General features: G+C 70.3%; 17 protein-coding genes. 6 read left to right on the top strand and 11 right to left on the bottom strand.

All coding sequences use genetic code 11. The annotated features are described in order from the left end of the window. Positions 1-75: 75 nt before the first annotated feature. The 3 genes from D3273_RS06460 to D3273_RS06450 all read right to left on the bottom strand — a co-directional run bounded on the left by D3273_RS06460 (position 76) and on the right by D3273_RS06450 (position 2,603). On the bottom strand, positions 76-801 hold the full coding sequence (locus tag D3273_RS06460) for an SIMPL domain-containing protein (protein WP_165359397.1): 726 nt from the start codon (positions 799-801) through the stop codon (positions 76-78). A 79-nt stretch (positions 802-880) separates the two neighbouring features. Then, positions 881-1,822, bottom strand: coding sequence for a mechanosensitive ion channel family protein (locus D3273_RS06455; RefSeq protein ID WP_129224694.1), 942 nt, complete (start codon positions 1,820-1,822; stop codon positions 881-883). An 88-nt stretch (positions 1,823-1,910) separates the two neighbouring features. Continuing rightward, positions 1,911-2,603 carry a DUF2786 domain-containing protein gene (locus tag D3273_RS06450; RefSeq protein WP_129224692.1) on the bottom strand — a complete coding sequence of 231 codons (693 nt, stop codon included), beginning with the start codon at positions 2,601-2,603 and terminating at the stop codon, positions 1,911-1,913. A gap of 223 nt (positions 2,604-2,826) precedes the next feature. Between D3273_RS06450 and D3273_RS06445 the strand changes: the two genes are divergently transcribed. Further along, complete coding sequence (locus D3273_RS06445) at positions 2,827-3,240, top strand: Ros/MucR family transcriptional regulator (protein ID WP_129224960.1); 414 nt, start codon at positions 2,827-2,829, stop codon at positions 3,238-3,240. Between the two features lie 43 nt (positions 3,241-3,283). On the opposite strand, the gene D3273_RS06440 is transcribed toward D3273_RS06445, so the two are convergent. Further along, complete coding sequence (locus tag D3273_RS06440; protein WP_129224690.1) at positions 3,284-4,537, bottom strand: pyridoxal-phosphate-dependent aminotransferase family protein; 1,254 nt, start codon at positions 4,535-4,537, stop codon at positions 3,284-3,286. A gap of 208 nt (positions 4,538-4,745) precedes the next feature. On the opposite strand from D3273_RS06440, the gene D3273_RS06435 reads away from it, so the two are divergent. After that, positions 4,746-6,242: an amidase gene (locus tag D3273_RS06435; RefSeq protein WP_129224688.1), complete on the top strand. Its 1,497-nt coding sequence runs from the start codon at positions 4,746-4,748 to the stop codon at positions 6,240-6,242. Positions 6,243-6,261: 19 nt separating this feature from the next. On the opposite strand, the gene D3273_RS06430 is transcribed toward D3273_RS06435, so the two are convergent. Next, complete coding sequence (locus D3273_RS06430) at positions 6,262-8,121, bottom strand: ABC transporter ATP-binding protein (protein WP_207210716.1); 1,860 nt, start codon at positions 8,119-8,121, stop codon at positions 6,262-6,264. Positions 8,122-8,339: 218 nt separating this feature from the next. On the opposite strand from D3273_RS06430, the gene D3273_RS06425 reads away from it, so the two are divergent. The 3 genes from D3273_RS06425 to D3273_RS06415 are packed head-to-tail and all read left to right on the top strand — an operon-like array spanning position 8,340 to position 11,367. Further along, positions 8,340-8,948, top strand: coding sequence for a TadE/TadG family type IV pilus assembly protein (locus D3273_RS06425; RefSeq protein ID WP_245501036.1), 609 nt, complete (start codon positions 8,340-8,342; stop codon positions 8,946-8,948). After that, positions 8,936-9,586, top strand: coding sequence for a TadE/TadG family type IV pilus assembly protein (locus D3273_RS06420; RefSeq protein ID WP_245501035.1), 651 nt, complete (start codon positions 8,936-8,938; stop codon positions 9,584-9,586). Before D3273_RS06425 ends, D3273_RS06420 begins: the two co-directional genes overlap by 13 nt. Before the next feature lie 41 nt (positions 9,587-9,627). Beyond that, the gene (locus tag D3273_RS06415; RefSeq protein WP_129224684.1) at positions 9,628-11,367 is read left to right on the top strand and encodes a TadE/TadG family type IV pilus assembly protein; all 1,740 of its coding nucleotides are present in this window, start codon (positions 9,628-9,630) and stop codon (positions 11,365-11,367) included. A 20-nt stretch (positions 11,368-11,387) separates the two neighbouring features. On the opposite strand, the gene D3273_RS06410 is transcribed toward D3273_RS06415, so the two are convergent. Further along, positions 11,388-12,140, bottom strand: coding sequence for a CbtA family protein (locus D3273_RS06410; protein ID WP_129224682.1), 753 nt, complete (start codon positions 12,138-12,140; stop codon positions 11,388-11,390). Between the two features lie 120 nt (positions 12,141-12,260). Next, complete coding sequence (locus D3273_RS06405) at positions 12,261-12,470, bottom strand: CbtB domain-containing protein (protein ID WP_129224680.1); 210 nt, start codon at positions 12,468-12,470, stop codon at positions 12,261-12,263. A gap of 247 nt (positions 12,471-12,717) precedes the next feature. On the opposite strand from D3273_RS06405, the gene D3273_RS06400 reads away from it, so the two are divergent. Then, entirely contained in the window at positions 12,718-13,287 is a 570-nt protein-coding gene (locus D3273_RS06400) for a histidine phosphatase family protein (protein WP_129224678.1), read from the top strand. A gap of 29 nt (positions 13,288-13,316) precedes the next feature. Here the strand turns inward: D3273_RS06400 and D3273_RS06395 are convergent, their stop codons facing one another. From D3273_RS06395 to D3273_RS06380, 4 genes are all read right to left on the bottom strand, one after another. Further along, complete coding sequence (locus D3273_RS06395) at positions 13,317-14,261, bottom strand: glutathione S-transferase family protein (RefSeq protein WP_129224676.1); 945 nt, start codon at positions 14,259-14,261, stop codon at positions 13,317-13,319. 31 nt (positions 14,262-14,292) lie between these two features. Continuing rightward, positions 14,293-15,246: an HWE histidine kinase domain-containing protein gene (locus tag D3273_RS06390; RefSeq protein WP_165359396.1), complete on the bottom strand. Its 954-nt coding sequence runs from the start codon at positions 15,244-15,246 to the stop codon at positions 14,293-14,295. Positions 15,247-15,331: 85 nt separating this feature from the next. After that, positions 15,332-17,248: a cobaltochelatase subunit CobT gene (cobT, locus tag D3273_RS06385; RefSeq protein ID WP_129224672.1), complete on the bottom strand. Its 1,917-nt coding sequence runs from the start codon at positions 17,246-17,248 to the stop codon at positions 15,332-15,334. A 36-nt stretch (positions 17,249-17,284) separates the two neighbouring features. Continuing rightward, the gene (locus D3273_RS06380) at positions 17,285-17,776 is read right to left on the bottom strand and encodes a DUF29 domain-containing protein (RefSeq protein WP_129224670.1); all 492 of its coding nucleotides are present in this window, start codon (positions 17,774-17,776) and stop codon (positions 17,285-17,287) included. Positions 17,777-17,800 lie beyond the last annotated feature (24 nt).

Raw genomic sequence — 17,800 nt, 5'->3', positions numbered from 1 at the left:
TCCGGCGCGTCGTGGAACTTGCGCTCCCCTATGCCCGAGCGGGGCCGCGGCGGCCAGCGGGCGACGGCGCCGGGTTCACCGCGGCGCGATGTGCCACGTCACCGTCACGTTCCCCGAAAACGCCAGCGCCCGCGGGGCGACGATGCCGACCGAGGCCGTGCGGGCCATGCGGACCGGCAGGTCGAAGGCGCCGTCGCCGCGCGATGCCGCCTGGCCGTCGACGATGTGGTCGATGCCGTCGAGGCGGAGCTCGCCGGCGTCGGCGTAGACCTTGGCCTGCCGCAGGGCATCCGCCATCGCGGCACGGCGGGCGTCGTCGAGCGCGGCGCGCTCGTCCGCGACGGAAAAGCGGATCGACCCGATCTCGAACAGCCCCGCGGCGGCGATGTCGGCCACGACGGCGTCGACCCTGTCGACGGGGCGGAGCGTGAGCCCGTAGATGGTGTCGGCGCGGTAGGTCGGCGGGTCGGCGGCGGGACGGGTGCCGACCGCCACGGGCGCGCGCTCCTCCGTCAGGCTGAAGCTGCCGTCGTCGACCGCGGCGCCCGCCGCCCTGAGCCGCTCCAGCACCGGCGCCGCGCGGGCGACACGCTGGCGGTGGTCCCGCGACGTGCCGTCAAGCGTCGGGCCGCGCGTCTGGATCGAGATCGAGATCCGCGCCGTGTCGGGCGGACGCGACACCTCCCCGGCGCCCGCCACCACGAGCGTCGCGCGCTCCGCCGCCGGCCCCGGGCATTGGGCCGCGGCAGGCCGGGCGGCGACAGTCAGGGCCGCAAGGGCCAGGGCGAAGGTGGCGCGCATCGATCTCATCCTCCAGGTCGCGGGAGCACGGGCCGGGCCCCGGGCGAGCGACGGTTCAGCGGCGGCCGGGGGGCCGCCTTCATCCGGCGCCGGGCGGCGCCGGCCAGGGCGGCATCTCCACCACGCGGTAGGGCACGGACGCGACCCGGATGCCGGCGCGGTCCAGCCCGTCGAGCACGTCGCGCGCGATCAGGTCCTTGATGGCGCGGGTGCCGTGGTCGCGCGACATGAAGCGCAGGTTCATTTCCAGCCAGTTCGACGTCAGCCGGTAGAAGACGCGCGGCTCAAAATCGAGGCGCTGCAGCTCGAAGCGCCGCTCCAGCGTGCGGGCGGCCTCGGCCGAGATCTCGGCGGGGTCGACGGCGTGGCGGCGCGCCGCGTCCATCACGATGCGCTCGACGGCGGCGCGGTCGTCCTCGTAGCGCACCGTCACGCTCATCTCTTCCCAGATGAAGGGGAAGTCCCGCGTGTAGTTGTAGACGGGCTCCTCGAAGATCTTGCTGTTGGACACGGTGACGATGCGCCCGGTGAACTGGCGGCTCTTCACCCACACGGAGGGGCCGGCGTCGCTGCCGGGCGCCACGCCCATCTCCATCAGGGTCGTCTGGATGAAGCCCAGCGCCAGGACGTCCCCCCGCACGCCGCCCATGGAGATGCGGTCACCCACGGTGAAGTTGTTGCCGCGCAGGATCACGATGTAGCCCGCGAAGGCGGTGACGACGCGCTGCAGCGCGAAAGCCAGGCCGGCGCTGAACAGGCCGATGGCGGTGGCGAGCCGGGCGGGGTCGTCGAACCAGATCGACATCAGCCCGAAGACGACCACGAGCGAGGCCAGGAGGTTGAGCCCCTGGTGGGTCCAGAACCGCGCCTGGCGGGCGCCCTCGCCCGTCACGAGGCGACGCACGCCGCGGCGCAGCGCGGCGCGGACCGCGAGCACGGCGGCGACGAACAGGATCGACAGAACGAGGCGCTTGCCGTTCTCCGCCGTCACCCCGACCCAATGCACGCCCAGGAAATCCACCGCCGCCCCGCCGTCCGCCCGAACCGCCCGTGTATAGCATCCGGCACCGGCGATGGCGCGCCGCCGTCGGGCCGCGCCGGGACGGCGGTCATCGCGGTGCCGCTTCGAACTCCGTCCCCGCCGCGCTTCCGGCCTCGTAGGCGCCTTCGGCGATGAAACGGCGCGGGCCGCCCTGCCCTTCCACCATCGTGAGCCCGAGCCTGTCGAAGGCCTCGTCGACGGCCGACGACTTGACCACGGCGAGGTCGCGACCCGTGCCGCGGTGGCGGGCGTCGCGCGCCGCCTTGAGGGCGTCGAGCTTGTCGGCGATGCCCGTCACCATGCCGAGCACGAAGGACGCGTTGACCATGTGCCGGTCGCGCGTGTCGAATCGCGCGTAGTCGCGGCTCGTCTTGTAGCGGCCGAGCTCGGCCCGCACGGCGCCGTCGACCGTATCGGCGAGGTCGCGTGCCGCCGCCGCGTCCTCCGGCAGGCCGAAGAAGACGTGGGTCGCGGCGCCGTCGGTGCCCTTCTGGCGCCACACCCGGCAGTCGCAGAAGGCCGCGATCGCGCCGATGCAGGAGTCCAGCGGGACGCGCTTCCTGTGGCGGGACGCGAAGGCGCGTTCCTCGCAGGGGGAATCGCGGATCTCCACGTCGGTCAGCGACAGCGCGTGACGGTCGAGCAGTTCCGCCACCTTGGCGGCAGCCGACAGCGCTTCGCCTTCGGTGCAGCCGTTCTGGACGGTTTTGGCCAGCAGCGCCGCGATGCGGGCCCTGAGGCGGTCTCGGTCGTTCGACATCGGGACTCCGGCGGAGGTGCGCGGCGCGCGGCGGCCCCGGCCCGGACGGCGGACAGGATGCCAGAATTGCACAACCCACACGTAACTTCGTGTCGCAAACTTGCGAAGGGAGGGGTGCGTCTTTAACGTAAAGTCATGCGAAGAAGCGCTGAGATCATCGACGCGCCCCACGGCAATCGCCGCTGGCCAGCGATCGCACGTGAATGGAAGGGACAAGGCGAACATGATGGAAGATAGCGACGGGACCCGCCTGATCGAGCTCGCGACGGATATCGTGGCGGCCTATGTGGCCCACAATGCCGTCCCGGTGGCCGACCTTCCGTCGCTCATCAAGGCTATTCATGGCTCGCTGGACCGGATGCAGTCGGGCCCCGCGCCCGAACCTGTGGTGGAAGCTCAACAACCGGCAGTTTCGGTGAAGAAGTCGATCACCGACGACTACATCGTGTGCCTGGAGGACGGCCGCAAGTTCAAGTCTTTGAAGCGGCACCTGCAGTCGGCCTATGGCCTGTCGCCCGAACAGTATCGGGCCAAATGGAGCCTGCCGCGCGATTATCCGATGGTGGCGCCCGCCTACGCAACCAAGCGCTCCGAACTCGCCCGCCGCATCGGCCTCGGCCGCAAAGCCGAGGGCTGATCGCGGCCCACCCTGGAAAGCCGGCGCGGGCGAAGGCGCGCCGTCAGCGCGGACCCGCGAAGTGCCGCGCCAGCGCGGTCGCGGCGGCCCCGAGGCCGCCGGCGCGGTGCGGCACGCCGAGCGCCGCCAGGGCCACCTCGGTGGCGCCCAACGTGCCCATCACCATGGGGGCGTTGGCGTAGCCCATGTGGGCGATGCGGAACGCCTTGCCGGTCAGGTCGCCGATGCCCGAGCCGAGGACCAGCCCCAGCTGTTCGCGGGCGAAGGCCCGGAGCCGCTGCGGGTCGAAGCCGGGCGTTAGGATGGTGGTGACGGAGGCCGCGCGCTGGGCGGGGTCGAGGATGTTGAATTCCATCGCGCCGCCTTCCGCCCAGACCGCGACGGCGGCCTGCACGGCGTCCGCCAGCGCGGCGTGGCGGGCCCAGGCGTTCTCCAACCCTTCCGCGAAGAGCAGCCCCAGCGAGGCCTGCAGTCCGAACAGCATGTGCTCGGGCGCGGTGCCGCAGAACTTGCGGTAGTTCTCCGGCATGTCGCGGGACGTCCAGTCCCAGTAGGCGGTGCGCAGCCCCGCCGTGGCGTGGGCCGCCATGGCCTTCGCGGACGCCGCCGCGAAGGACAGGCCCGGCGTCATCATCAGGCCCTTCTGCGAACAGGTGAGCGCCACGTCGACCGACCAGGCGTCCATCTCGAACGGCATGCAGCCGATCGACGCGATGCCGTCGACCATGAAGAGCGCCGGGTGGCGGGCCGCGTCGATCGCCGCGCGGATGGCCGGAATGTCGTTGACGACGCCGGACGCCGTGTCGATCTGCACCACCAGCACGGCCCTGATCTCGTGGGCCCGGTCGGCCCTGAGCCGCGCTTCGACGGCCGCGGGGTCCACGGCGCACCGCCAGCCGCCGGGCAGCACCTCGACGGCGAGCCCCAGCATGTCGCCCTGGTCGCCCCAGCCCTTGGCGAAGCGGCCGCTTTCCAGCACCAGCACGCGGTCGCCGCGCGACAGGGTGTTGGTGAGGGCCGCTTCCCAGGCGCCGTGGCCGTTGGCGATGTAGATGTAGGTCGAGCCTTCGGTGCGGAACACGGCCTTCAGGTCCTGAAGGGACCGGCGCGTCGTGTCGAGGAGGTCGTCGTCGTAGATGTCGACGGCGGGCCGGTGCATGGCGCCCAGCACGGATTCGGGCACGTTGGTGGGCCCGGGGATCGACAGGAACTCGCGCCCCCGCGCCAGCGATGCCGGGCCGGCGGCGGGCCGGGCCGGCGATGGGGTGCGGGGCTGCGAAGCGTCATCCTGGAACATCGGACGGGGTGCTTTCGGTTCGGGACGGGCGGCGGGCGGGTTCCGCGTCACGGTATGCCGAGAACGGCCCGGCGCGACAAGCGCCCCGCGTCCCGTCGAGCGAAGGGGTCCGCGCGCCCACCGCGCGGGGTGGGGGCGTCCCCCCGCCCGGGGCTCGCACCGCGCCCGGCGTGGTGACATGGTGCGGGCTCCACCACGGAGCCGTGCCATGACCGAACCCTGCGATCTTTCGGCCGTCGACCTCGTCGACGCCATCGCGCGGAAGCGCGTGTCGCCGGTGGAAGCGCTCGAGTCGTGCCTCGCCCGCATCGCCGCGGTGGATCCGGCCGTCAACGCCGTGCCGCTGGTCGACGCCGAAGGCGCGCGCCGCGCGGCGCGGGACGCCGAAGCCGCGGTGATGCGCGGCGACGCGCTCGGGGCGCTTCACGGCGTGCCGGTCGCCATCAAGGACACGCAGGACACGGCGGGGCTGCGCACGACCTACGGCAGCCCCCTCTTCGCCGACCACGTGCCGGCCGCGGACGCCGGCTGCGTGGCGCGGCTGCGCGCCGCCGGCGCCGTGATCGTCGGCAAGACCAACACGCCGGAATTCGCCGCCGGCGCCAACACCCGCAACAAGGTCTACGGCGCGACCGGCAACGCCTTCGACCCGTCGCGCTCGGCGGCGGGCTCGTCCGGCGGTTCGGCGGTGGCGTTGAGCTGCGGCATGGTCCCCCTCGCGTCGGGGTCGGACACCGGGGGCAGCCTGCGCAACCCCGCCGCCTATGCGGGCATCGTGGGCATGCGCCCGTCTCCCGGCCTCGTGGCGAGCGAAGGGCGCGGCCTCGGCTGGAGCGCGCTGCCGGTCGACGGCCCCATGGCGCGGGGCGTGGCCGATGCGGCGCTGATGCTGTCCGTGCTGGCCAGCGACGACGCCCGCGACCCCCTGGCCTACACGCTGCCGGGCGAGGCCGTGCGGGGACGGGCCGCGCGTTGGTGTCCCCCGCGCGCGCCGGCGCTGAAGGACCTGCGGCTCGCCTTCACCGAGGATTTCGGCTTCGCCCCGACGGAGCGGCACGTGCGGCGCGTGTTCCGCAGCCGCGTCGAGGCGATCGGCCCGCTGTTCGCCCGGGCCGAGGAGGCGACCCCGGATTGTTCGGGCGCCGACGACGCCTTCGCGGTGCTGCGCGCCTCGCATTTCCTCGCGCAGCACGGCGAAGCCTACCGGGCACGGCCGGCGATGCTGGGATCCAACGTGCGCGCCAACGTCGAGGAGGGGCTCGGCTACGGCCTCGCCGACTACGCCCGCGCGGCGACGGCGCAGACGCGCATCTACCGCGCGTGGCAGACCTTCTTCGCCGACCACGACGTGCTGGTCAGCCCCGCCGTGACGCTGAGCCCGCGCCCGTGGGCCGAACCCTTCCCGACCGCGATCGACGGCACCCCCACCCGCTCGTACTTCCATTGGCTGGCGCTCGCCTATGCGGTGACGCTGGCGGGACACCCGGCGCTGAGCCTGCCGCTCGGCCTCGACGAGGCGGGGATGCCGTTCGGGCTGCAGATCGTCGGCCCGCGCGGGGGCGATGCCCTGGTGCTCGGCACCGCCGCGGCGCTGGAACGCGCGGTCGCGGGCGACGCCGCACTCGGCCGGCCGGCGCCCGACCTCGCGCGCTTGGCCGCCGCCCGGCCCATCGCCGAAGCGCCGGGATTCCTCGATTGGGAGTGACGGCGTCCCGCCCCGCCCGTCACCGGTAGCCGGCCGCCTGCAGCTCGAACAGGGCGGCATAGCGGCCGCCTCGCGCCAGGAGTTCGGCGTGGGAGCCCGCCTCGGCGACGCGGCCGTCCTCCAGCACGAGGATGCGGTCCGCCATGCGCACCGTCGAGAAGCGGTGCGAGATGATGAGGCAGGCCCGCCCGAGGCTGAGGTCCCGGAACCTGCGGAACACGTCGTATTCGGCGCGGGCGTCGAGCGCCGCCGTGGGCTCGTCGAGCACCAGCACGGCGCCGTCGCGCATGTAGGCGCGCGCGATGGCGACCTTCTGCCATTCGCCGCCCGACAGCTCGACGCCGTCCTTGAAGCGCCGGCCGAGCGGCTGTTCGTAGCGGAGCGGCAGCCGGGCGATCACCCTGTCGGCGAGCGCACGCTCGGCCGCGTCCACCACACGGTCCCGCTCGCCGGCGCGGCCGATCAGCCCCACCTCGATGTTCTCCGCCGCCGTGAAGGAATAGCGCACGAAGTCCTGCAGGATGAGGGCGATCCGCGTCCTGAGGTCGTCCAGCGCGAAACGGCGCAGGTCGATGCCGTCGACGGTGATGCGCCCCTCGGTCGGGTCGTAGAGGCGCGACAGGAGCTTGACGATCGTGGTCTTGCCGGCGCCGTTCTCGCCCACCAGGGCCACGACTTCCGCGCCGCCGATCTCGAAGTCGAGCCCCCGCACGGCCCAGCGCTCGGCTTCGGGGTAGCGGAACCCGACGTTCTCGAAGCGGATGCCGGTGCGGATCGGCGACGGGAAGGGCACGGGGTCGGGCGGCGTCGCCACCTGCGGGACGATGTCGAAGAAGGAGAACAGGTCGTCGAGGTAGGCGGCCTGGGAGGCGAGCTGCGACAGCCCGAGCAGCAGCCCTTCCAGCAGGGAGCGCAGCCGGAGCAGCGAGCCGGCGAGGAAGCCGAGGTCGCCGATCGTCACCTGCCCGTCGAGCGCCCGCCACAGGATCACGGCGTAGCCGGCGTAATAGGACAGCGCGCTCAGCGTGGCGAAGGACCCGCCCCACAGCGCGCGCCGCGTCGCGAGCCGGCGCGTGTCGCCGTACATCAGCTCGGACAAGGCGGCGAAGCGGGCGGCGAGGAAGCCCTCGAGCCCGAAGAGCTTGACCTCCTTCGCGGTTTCCACGCTGGCACCGAGGTAGCGGAGATAGTCGACCTGCCGGCGTTCGGGCGTGCGGGAAAAGTTGAGCCGGTAGCCTTCGCGGTTGAAGTGCAGCTCGCCGTAGGCCGCCGGCACGAGGGCGAGGGCGAGCAGCAGCAGGAGCCACGGCGCATAGGCGGCGAAGCCGAGCGCCAGGGCGACGACCGTGACGAGGTCCTGCGCCTGGCCGAAGACGAGCTGCAGGACCGACGACCGGCCCGTCACCTGCCGGCGGGCGCGGTCGAGCCGGTCCTGCTGGTCGGAGGACTCGAACTGTTCGAGGTCGAGCGTCGCGGCGTGGCGCATCAGCCTCAGGCTGGCCGAATCGCTGTAGCGCTGGCCGAGCAGGTCGCCGACGAGCGAGGACGCGCGGCCGAGCAGGTCCGACAGGATGCCGAGCCCCGCCTCGGCCAGCACCAGCAGCGCCACGTGGGTCAGGCGGCCCGCCGCGATCCAGTCGCTCAAGGCCGGGCCGGGATGCGGCAGCCGGGCTTCGGCCACAACGGCGTCGACGATCAGCTTGCCCACATAGAGCGCGGCGGTGGGCAGCAGCGCGCGGAGGAGCCGAAGCGCGACCGTGAGCAGCGCCAGGGCGGGGCTCGTGCCCCACACGAGGCCGAACAGGCGCGGTAGGTTGCGCAGCGTGCCGAGGCGGTCGCGGAGGGGTGCGAGGTCAATCAGCAGCCGCTTCCAGATCATGGGACTTGAATTACCTTGCGAGGATCCCCGGGTCTCCCCACGGGGCCACGGATTCATTCACGACTGGACAGCTTATCAAAGCGGCGTTCCCGGCGTCATGGCACGGTGCCTTTACCTTAAACCCTCCCATATTGCATGACGTTCCAGCTCACAACGATTTCGAAAGAGGTCGTCGTCAAAGGTCGGTGACATTCTAAGCCCTTAGCCCGATGATGTCAGTGTCCGCCTCTCCCACCTCGCCCCGCGCATCCCTCCTGCGGCGCCTCCTCGACGACGCGGGCGGCGCGACCGCGGTCGAGTTCGGACTGGTCGCCCTGCCCTTCCTGGCCTTGCTGGGCGCCATCATCCAGTTGGCATTCATGATCTGGGCTGCCCAGAATTTCGACTTCGTCTTTCAAACGGCCACGCGATCGCTGTTTACCGGATCGTTCCAGCAGAACAACGACCAGACCGCTCAACCATCTGTCATCCTTGCAGCGCTGCAGAAGAAAATGTGCGGATCGGGCACCACCGCAACGGTGACGATCTTCAATTGCTCGGGCGTCAAGATCGACATCTCGCTCGGCACCAACTTTTCTTCGAGCAAGGCCGCCGTGCCGATCGATCCGACAACCCGGAACTGGTCATCGAGCTTCGGAACGCATTATGCCTGCGCAGCCCCGGGCTCTATTGTCATCGCCACGGCGGCCGTGAAGTTTCCAGTGTTTTTCGGTCTCCTCGACGCAGGCCTCGCCAACTTCGCCGATGGGTCGACCCTGCTCGAGAGTACGGCGGTTTTCCGCACGGAGCCCTATTCTTCGTCTCAGAACTCTCCATGCCCGAATTGAGCTTCGTGGAAATGCGTCGACGAGCCCACCCGGCGATGACCTTCGTGGGGAGCACGGCCGGCGCCTCTGCCGTGGAATTTGCCCTGGTCCTGCCCGTCATGCTCACGCTTCTGGTCGGCATGAGCGAGATGGCTCATGCCATAGACAATTGGAGAAAGGTGACCCTGCTCGGGCGCACGGTGGCGGACCTCACTTCGCAGGGGGACTCGAGCGACCCGATCGCATCGACGACGATGACCGACATCATGGGCGCGTCGTCGGCCGTGCTGAGACCCTTCGGCACCGCCAACGTCAAGATCGTGGTAAGCGCACTCGGCGTCGATACCACGGCGTCGGTGACCAGCCCTCGCGTGTGTTCGAGCATCGCCACGAGCAACGCCAAGGCCAGGGTTACAGGTATCGCGTCCGACCTCACCATACCGGTCGGCTTCAACACCAACGGCAACCGATACGTCATTGCCGAGGTCACCATGCCCTACTCGCCGATGGTGGGCGCTTCGCTAGTCAAATTCGCCACCGGCAGCGGCACCATTACGGTGAGCAGCGTCTTTCCGTGGCCCGTCCGCAACGGCGCCATCCACAACAGCAAGACCAGCACGCCGGAGGTCACGATGCCCGGCGGCGCGCCCTGCCCTTGATGTTTGGCTTTCCTCCTTCCTCCGACGATCGGAACGCGACGATGACCTGGGCTGGATCGCTCTCTCGTTTCGCGGGGTCGAAGGGCGGCAACGTCGCCATTACCTTTGCTCTGGCGAGCCTGCCGTTGCTGGCCTTCACAGGCGCTGCGATCGACTACGGTATGGCTACCCGTATGCAGGCCAAGCTCCAGGCCTCTGCCGACGCCACTGCTCTCGCCCTCTGCCAGACGCCCCTGAGCACTACGAATGTGGTGCTGCAGGCGCAGGCGAGTACACTGTCGCTGGACTACATGGGCAAAACCTCGGGCGTGATTGTCGACGCGCTGGGCATTACCAGCAATCCGCGCAAGATCACTTTGACGACGCATATCAATTCCAAGACTTTCTTCCCTAGGTTCACCGGCGTGAGCTCCCCCCTCGTATCCGCCTCCTCGCAATGCGCGACGCCACTGCCCAAAACGTTCGAGATCGCCATGGTGCTCGACAACACGGGCTCGATGTCGGAGTCGAGCGGCTCGCAGACCAAGCTGCAGGCCGTGCAGCAAGCGGCATCGAACTTCGTCGACTACGTTCAGACCAACGGCGCTTTTTCGTCGTCGAGCCGCATCTCCATCGTGCCTTTCGCGGCCGCTGTGGCGATCGACCCCGTCGTGTCAGGAACCGCGACGGCGAGTTGGGTCGACACCAAGGGCCTGTCGGCCTACCACTGGACTAACGTCGACCAGTCCTCTGCACGCGCCCTCGGCTTCACGAGCCGCTTGTCGATCTTCAACGCCCTAAAGCTCGTCAACTCAAGCTGGGGATGGGCAGGATGTTTTGAGGCACAGCCTTATCCGGAAAGCGTGCAGGATGGAGCACCGAGCAGCGCGTCTACGCAGGCTGGCTTCAACTCGCTCTATGTACCGCTCTTTGCCCCAGATGAGCCGGGCAGCGGGTCGACAGGCTACGCCGCGTGGAACCCAAGCAACAATAATTCAAATGCCGCTACTAACTACAGCTTCAACAGTTACATTAACGACTCCAACGGATTTAATTCCTGCTCAAACTCAGCGACGAGCTTCGCCACCGTCGAGAAGCAAGCTTGCAAATACTATAACGCAAGCGGCGCTCAATCAACGGCGTACAATCAGTACACAGGCTTGCCAAATGGGCCCAACTTCCAGTGCGTCAGCAAGCCGTTGCAGCGGCTTACCACCAGCGGGACGACGTTGAAGGCGCTGATCAACAGCCTGACGGCAGCGGGATCGACTAACATCCACGACGGTATCCTGTGGGGTTGGCGCACCCTGTCACCACTCAGCGTCTTCGCTGACGGTGCGGCCTACTCCCCCGCGAATTCGACTAGTTCGACCGCCACCACCAAGGTCATCATCTTGATGACAGACGGCACCAACAGTTGGCCGGACAATCCGTACACGAACTACAATCAAACTCTCTACTTCTCGCACGGGTACCTAACCAACGCGGATGGCAGCGACCCGACTCCCACGATGCCGACCAGTTACCAGACGATCTCCAGCATTTCGACCACCGCGCAACAAAGGAACGCTTTGGACGAATTAACGCTCGAAACATGCACGAACGCCAAGACGGCTGGCGTGTCGATCTACACCATAGGGTTCAGCGTGCCATCGGATCCGATCGACAGCCAGGGTGTAACGCTGCTGAAGAATTGCGCAACATCGAGCAGCCAAGCCTTCATAGCCAACGACTCGAACAGCCTTATCGCAGCGTTTGGTCAGATCGCAGCCAGCATCGGAGCATTGCGCATCAGTCAGTGATGCACAGCGCTTCGACGCTGTCAGCGCGCCGCCGTCGCCGTTCGGACCGGGGCATCTCCCAAGGGAATGTTCTCCAGCAAGCGATGTGCGAACGTTCCAAATCCCAGGCCGATCGTGCTCCAAATAACGGCCTGAATGCCCAGCGCCGTCATGCGGAACTGCCACAGCAGCACCGCCGAGAAGTGCTCCGGCACTTCGTCGACCGCCGGCATGAACCACAAGGCGGCGGCGACCAGCGCGGCGAAGAGCGCGATGCCGGCCAGGTTGGCGTCGAACACGCCCCGGGCGGACGCCAGGAGACGCGCCAACGCCGTCCCCAGCGCGCCCGCGGCGAGCGAAAGGGCGATCAGTTCGAAATACAGCGCCGTGCGCAGGCCGATGGTGTCGGGATCGCCGATCGAGGGCGGGTTCGCGGGGTATTTGATCAACGGCACGACGGCCAGGACCACGAAGCCCGCCAGGGCCAACAGCGCCGCCGTTTCGCGGGCGTTCGACGAGCCCAGGCGCCCGTGCAGGAGGGCGAAGGCGAGGGCGAACAGGCCGCCCAGCGCCGTGCCGACCACGACCGTGCCCGTGAGCAGGCCCAGGCCCGCCTGGGTTTCGCGGCTGACGACCTCGTGTTCGGGGGCTTCGCCCTTGGCCTGGTCCATCGCGGTCTCGAAAGCGATGGCCCGCTCGACGAGGGGTTCGCCGAACAGCCGCGCGAAACCGAAGGCGAGGAGGCCGGCGACCAGCCCGCAGAGCAGGCCTCGCAGGATCAAGCGTCCGACCATGATGGATGTCCTGAAGACGGCGCGAGCGACGGCGTTCGCGCGGCGCGGAGGCACATGCGCGGCCGGGCGGCCGGGGATGGGAAGCGGAGGGGCCGGCGCCGCGGCGCCGGCGTCAGCGAATCAGTGGCAGGGGAAGCCGAGCAGGTGGCGCCCATCGTGCACGAACTCGTGCACGGACGTGCCGGAGATCAACGACGTCGCGCCCTCTTCGGCGCCGACGAAATAGATAGCGATCAGGCACAGCAGCCCGCACAGCACCGCCCAGGGCAGGATCTCGCGGACCGGGATCGCGCGGGGCGCGCGGGCGGGATGAAGGACGGCATCGGACATGGAAGGACCTCCCGGGATCACGCGTCCCGTGCGGGGTTGAACCGAGGGGGCCAGGGTCTGGCTCGCCGGACGTGACCGTCCGGACCACAGTGGCGCGACCGCGCCGGTGTCGCACCGGCTTCCCGTCCCCGCGTCGGACCTTAGACGGCACCGGGTCCGTGTCAACGCTCCCTCCGAGTTCGGCCGGGCCGTGATAAACGTCCCGGCGGGCCGGATGCGGCGTTCCGGAGGATCGAACGGATCTCGCATGACCGCCCGCCTCACCCTGATCTGCCACGCCCCGACGGCGTCGACGCGCGTCGCGCGGTTCCCGCTCGACGAGCCGCCCGATGCGGACTGGGCCGCCGCGCTGGCGCATGCGGAGCCTGGGCTCGCCGCCGCGACGCTCCTGACCGCCCCCGAGCAGCGCGCGCGGGCGACCGCGGCGGCGCTCGACCCCGCCTTCGCGGTCGACGCGGCCCTGCGCGACCAGGATTTCGGGCGATGGGCCGGGCGAAGCCTCGCCGACCTGGCCGCGGAGGAGCCGGACGCCGTGGCGGCCTGGATGGGCGACCCTGCCGCGGCCCCGCACGGCGGGGAAAGCCTGCTCGGCCTGCTGGCGCGGGTGGCGGCTTGGATGGAGGCCTGGGCGGCCACGGGCGGCCGCGTCGCGGCCGTCACGCACCCGGCCTGGGTGCGGGCCGCAGTCGTGACGGCGCTGGGGGCCGGGGCGGCAAGTTTCTGGCGCGTCGAGGCGCCTCCCCTGGCGCGGGCGGCGCTCAGCCACGACGGCCGGCGCTGGACGCTCGCCGGGCTGGTGTCGCCGCCCCGGAGCTAGGCACTGCGGCGCGAGATCGGGCCGGCCGGTCAGCCCTGCCGCCCCGGCCCGTCCCAATCCACGGCGGGGCCGAGAGGCACGATCCCGGTCGGGTTGATGCCGCGATGGCTGCCGTAATAGTGCCCCTTGATGTGCCGGACATCGACGGTGTCCGACACGCCCGGCCAGCGGTACAGGCGGCGTGCGTAGTCCCACAGCGCCGGATAGTCGACGAGCCGCCGCAGGTTGCACTTGAAGTGCCCGTGGTACACGGCGTCGAAGCGCACCAGCGTGGTGAAGAGGCGCCAGTCGGCTTCCGTGACGGCGTTGCCGCACAGGTAGTCCTGGTGCGCCAACAGCCGCTCGAGCCAGTCCATCGTGTCGAACAGCGGCCGGACCGCGGCCTCGTGGGCCTCCTGGGTGGTGGCGAAGCCGGCGCGGTACACGCCGTCGTTCAGCGTGTCGTAGATGCGCGCGTTCACGGCGTCGATCTCCGGCCTCAGCGCTTCGGGGTAGAGGTCGCCCGGCAGCGCCCCGACGGCGTCGAACCCCGCGTTGAACATGCGCATCACGTCGGCGGACTCGTTGTTGACGATCGTCCCCGCTTCGCAGTCCCACAGGACCGGCACCGTGACGCGCCCGGTGTAGTGCGGGTCGGCACGGCGATACACCTCGTGCAGGAACCGCGCGCCACCGGGATCCGGCACCACGCCGGGGCCGTCCGCGAAGGTCCAGCCCTCCTCCCGCATCAGCCAATGCGTGACGGACAGCCCGACGATGCGCTCCAAGCCTTTCAGCCGGCGGACGATGAGGGCCCGATGAGCCCAGGGGCACGCGAGCGACACGTAGAGACGGTAGCGCCCGGCCGCCGGGGGATGCGGGCCGCCGGCCGCGATCGTGCCGCGGAACCGCGTAGGCGGCCGCTGGAACCGCCCGTCCTCCGCATGGGCGAGGTCCTCGTCGCGGCGCCAAACGCCGTCCACCATTTGGCCCATGGAAGCTCCCTTCGCGACAGGTCCCGCCCCCTCAGGGGATCTCGCCGAGCGCCGTCTCGGCGGTGAGCGGCATCTCGATCCCGCACACGAGCCGACCAGGCTCGATACGGATCCGCGTGGTCGCGCCCAGGTCGTAGGGCAGGCCCCGCTCGATCAGCTCGGTGCCGAAGCCGCTGCGGCGCGGCGCGAGGCTCACCGCCACGATGCCGGTCTCGCACCAGGTCAGGTGCAGCCTCGGTCCGGGCCCCACGGTCCACAGCACGGATACGGCCCCGCGCGGCGACGAGAAGGCGCCGAACTTCACGGCGTTGATCACGAGCTCGTGCACGGCGAGGCCGAGCGACTCCGCCGCCCGCGCCTTCAGGGTCACGGCCGGGCCCTCGACCACGACGTCGCGGACGCGATGGGCCAGCAGCTCCTCGCCGATCAGGCTTTCGAGGTCGACGCCGCCCCACGGGCTGCGGATCACGGCGACCTGGACGCGCGCCAGCGCGTCGATGCGGCCTTCGAAATGGGTGGCGTAATGTTCGACGCTGTCGCTGGTCAGCGCGGTGCGCCGCGCCACGGAGCGGATGACCGACAGGGCGTTGCGCAGGTAGTGCTGCAGCTCCCCGTCCGGGCGACGCGGCTCGGGGGGCGAGGCCGGGCCGAGCGTGCCGATCCATTCCCGGAGGCCGCCAGCGGGGTCCCGGGCCGATGCCGCGACGGGCTGCACCGGATGATATCGCCCGTCGCCCCGGCTCCGGATGCGCAGCCGCGCCCGCCGGCAGCCGGCATCGTCCCGATCCCCCCAGGGCGCGAGGGCGAGGGCGCGGTCCTCGGGATGGACGGCGTCGACCCAGCCGTCGCCGGCGCTCGCCGTCCCGGACAGGCCCGTGCGGGACGTCCATGCGGCGCAGCACCAGACCCATCCACCTGAGGCGTCGGCGCGCCAGAAGAGCGGCAGCGCGAGCGGGCCGCCGGGGGCCGGCGTCACGCCGGCCACGGCGGTGTTCCGCGAACCGCCGCCCAGGGCGCCGGCGCGCGCACCGCGCCCCTGTCCCGTCCCGCGCCCCGCATCCTCGGCCCCGTCAGGCCAGGGCCGGCGCGCGGCGGCCCACCATGCCGCGACCGCCGCCGCCGCCCGTCTCGGCGAAGAGTTCGGCCAGCTTCTCCGTCATGGCGCCGCCGAGCTCCTCGGCGTCCACGATGGTGACGGCGCGGCGGTAGTAGCGCGTCACGTCGTGGCCGATGCCGATGGCGATGAGCTCGACGGGCGAGCGCGTCTCGATCTCCTCGATCATCGCCCGCAGGTGCTTCTCCAGGTAGTTGCCGGCGTTGACCGACAGGGTGGAATCGTCGACCGGCGCGCCGTCCGAGATCATCATCAGGATCTTGCGCTGCTCCGGCCGGCCGAGCAGGCGCTTGTGCGCCCAATCGAGCGCTTCGCCGTCGATGTTCTCCTTCAGCAACCCTTCGCGCATCATCAGGCCGAGGTTGCGGCGTGCACGGCGCCAGGGCGCGTCCGCCGACTTGTAGATGACGTGGCGCAGGTCGTTGAGGCGGCCGGGGGTGGCGGGCTTGCCCGATTGCAGCCACGCTTCGCGCGACTGGCCCCCCTTCCACGCCTTGGTGGTGAAGCCCAGGATCTCGACCTTGACGCCGCAGCGCTCCAGGGTGCGGGCCAGGATGTCGGCGCAGGTCGCCGCCACCGTGATGGGGCGACCGCGCATCGAGCCCGAATTGTCGAGCAGGAGCGTCACCACCGTGTCGCGGAAGTCCGTGTCCTTCTCGCGCTTGAAGGAGAGGGGCTGCTGCGGGTCGATCACCACGCGCGACAGGCGCGCGGGGTCGAGCATGCCTTCCTCCAGGTCGAACTCCCAGGCGCGGCTCTGCTGCGCCATCAGGCGCCGCTGCAGCCGGTTGGCGAGGCGGGCCACAACGCTCGACAGGTTGTTCAGCTGCTTGTCGAGGTAGGCGCGCAGCCGCTCCAGCTCCTCCGCGTCGCAGAGCTGCTCGGCCGGCACCACCTCGTCGAACTTCGCCGTGAAGGCCTTGTAGTCCTGGCCCCGGGTGTCGGTGACGGGGGGCTGGGGGCGGCGGCTTTCCGCGGCCTCCTCGGCTTCCCCGTCGTCCTGCTCCTCGAGGGTCTCGCCGGCGGGAGCGTCGGGGCTTTCCATCGCCCCCTCCTCCATGTCGTCGGCGGACGATTCGGCGGTGTCCATCTCCAGCGTTTGGCCGGTTTCGGATTCCTGCCCCTCGCCTTCCGACTGGTCGGCGTCGTCCTGCGCCTGGCTTTCGTCGTCCTCGTCGCTCTCCTCCTCGCGGTCGAAGGAGGACGGATCGGCCATCTCCAGCGACTGCAGGAGCTTGTGGATCGAGCGGCCGAAGGCGCGCTGGTCTTCGAGCAGCACGTCCAGTCGGTCGAGGTCGGGGCCGGCGCGCTCCTCGATCCAGGGGCGCCACAGGTCGACGATGGTTTGGGCGTTCGGCGGCGGGGCGCGCCCGGTCAGGCGTTCGCGCACCATCAGCGCCACGGCGTCCTCGATGGGGGCGTCGGCGCGGTCGGTGATCTCGGCGTAGTTGCCGCGGTGGTAGCGGTCTTCCAGCATGGCGGACAGGTTGATGCCCACGCCCTCCATGCGGCGCGCGCCGATCGATTCCACCCGCACCTGCTCGACGGCCTCGAACACCGTGCGGGCCGCCTGGGCTTCGGGCAGCAGGCGCCGGTGGGTGGCGGCGTCGTGGCAGGCGAGCTTCAGCGCCATGGAATCGGCGTGGCCGCGCACGATGGCGGCCTCGCGCGGGCTGAGCTTGCGGGCGGGCTCCGGCAGGCGCGCCTTAGCGCCCTCGCCGTGGCCGATCACGCTCGGCTTGTCGGGGGCATAGGTCACCTCCAGCTCGGGCGTGCGCGACATGGCCCGCATGCAGGCGGCGACGGAGCGCTTGAACGGCTCCTGCGGGCTCTCGGCCGGGGCGCCGGGCTTGCGATTGGACAGCGGGCTCATGGGATCTCGGAACGTTTCAGGCGGCGGGGCGGATCGTCAAAGTTCAGGCCAGGCGATGGGGCGGGACATCGCATCGTCCCAGGAATAGGGGTTGGCACCCGGGATGGCTTCATCCGGCAGGCCGGTCTCGTTCAAGGCCGAGACGCGGCCCTGTCGATAGGCCGTCTCGCTCAGCTCATCCAGCTGCTGGCGGAGGCTTCGATTGTCGCCGAGGACCTCACCGACCTGCGTCCGCTGTTCTCGGATCGTGCGCGCCCAACTCGCGCTGCGGCGAGCTTCCTGAAAATCCCACTTGAGCAGATGCTGGTAGACGAGGTCGAGCCGGCTGATCAGCTCCCTCCGTTCCCGGCGCGCCACGTCCTCGACCTCGTCGGCTAGGTTCTCGATGTCCAGTTCATGGAACCGGCCCCGTCGGATGAGTTCGGCCTGCTCCATCGCCCAGGCGTGGGCATCGTCCTCGTAGCGGATGAGGGGACGCCCCGCCCGTTCGTCCCGGCTTCGGGTCGAAACGAAGGTCGCGTGGTCCAAGGCGCGTCTCCTTTCCGAAAGCCG

Source organism: Lichenibacterium minor, from assembly GCF_004137685.1.
GTDB lineage: Bacteria > Pseudomonadota > Alphaproteobacteria > Rhizobiales > Beijerinckiaceae > Lichenihabitans > Lichenihabitans minor.
Note: the sequence above shows the minus strand (reverse complement) of the source record. Positions and strands in the feature narration are given on the sequence as shown.

Bases quoted from the DNA above. Each gene is read 5' to 3' on its own strand.
- D3273_RS06460 (WP_165359397.1), bottom strand. From the start codon at position 801: ATGCGCGCCACCTTCGCCCTGGCCCTTGCGGCCCTGACTGTCGCCGCC.
- D3273_RS06450 (WP_129224692.1), bottom strand. From the start codon at position 2,603: ATGTCGAACGACCGAGACCGCCTCAGGGCCCGCATCGCGGCGCTGCTG.
- D3273_RS06445 (WP_129224960.1), top strand. From the start codon at position 2,827: ATGATGGAAGATAGCGACGGGACCCGCCTGATCGAGCTCGCGACGGAT.
- D3273_RS06440 (WP_129224690.1), bottom strand. From the start codon at position 4,537: ATGTTCCAGGATGACGCTTCGCAGCCCCGCACCCCATCGCCGGCCCGG.
- D3273_RS06435 (WP_129224688.1), top strand. From the start codon at position 4,746: ATGACCGAACCCTGCGATCTTTCGGCCGTCGACCTCGTCGACGCCATC.
- D3273_RS06430 (WP_207210716.1), bottom strand. From the start codon at position 8,121: ATGATCTGGAAGCGGCTGCTGATTGACCTCGCACCCCTCCGCGACCGC.
- D3273_RS06420 (WP_245501035.1), top strand. From the start codon at position 8,936: ATGCCCGAATTGAGCTTCGTGGAAATGCGTCGACGAGCCCACCCGGCG.
- D3273_RS06415 (WP_129224684.1), top strand. From the start codon at position 9,628: ATGACCTGGGCTGGATCGCTCTCTCGTTTCGCGGGGTCGAAGGGCGGC.
- D3273_RS06410 (WP_129224682.1), bottom strand. From the start codon at position 12,140: ATGGTCGGACGCTTGATCCTGCGAGGCCTGCTCTGCGGGCTGGTCGCC.
- D3273_RS06405 (WP_129224680.1), bottom strand. From the start codon at position 12,470: ATGTCCGATGCCGTCCTTCATCCCGCCCGCGCGCCCCGCGCGATCCCG.
- D3273_RS06400 (WP_129224678.1), top strand. From the start codon at position 12,718: ATGACCGCCCGCCTCACCCTGATCTGCCACGCCCCGACGGCGTCGACG.
- D3273_RS06395 (WP_129224676.1), bottom strand. From the start codon at position 14,261: ATGGGCCAAATGGTGGACGGCGTTTGGCGCCGCGACGAGGACCTCGCC.
- cobT (WP_129224672.1), bottom strand. From the start codon at position 17,248: ATGAGCCCGCTGTCCAATCGCAAGCCCGGCGCCCCGGCCGAGAGCCCG.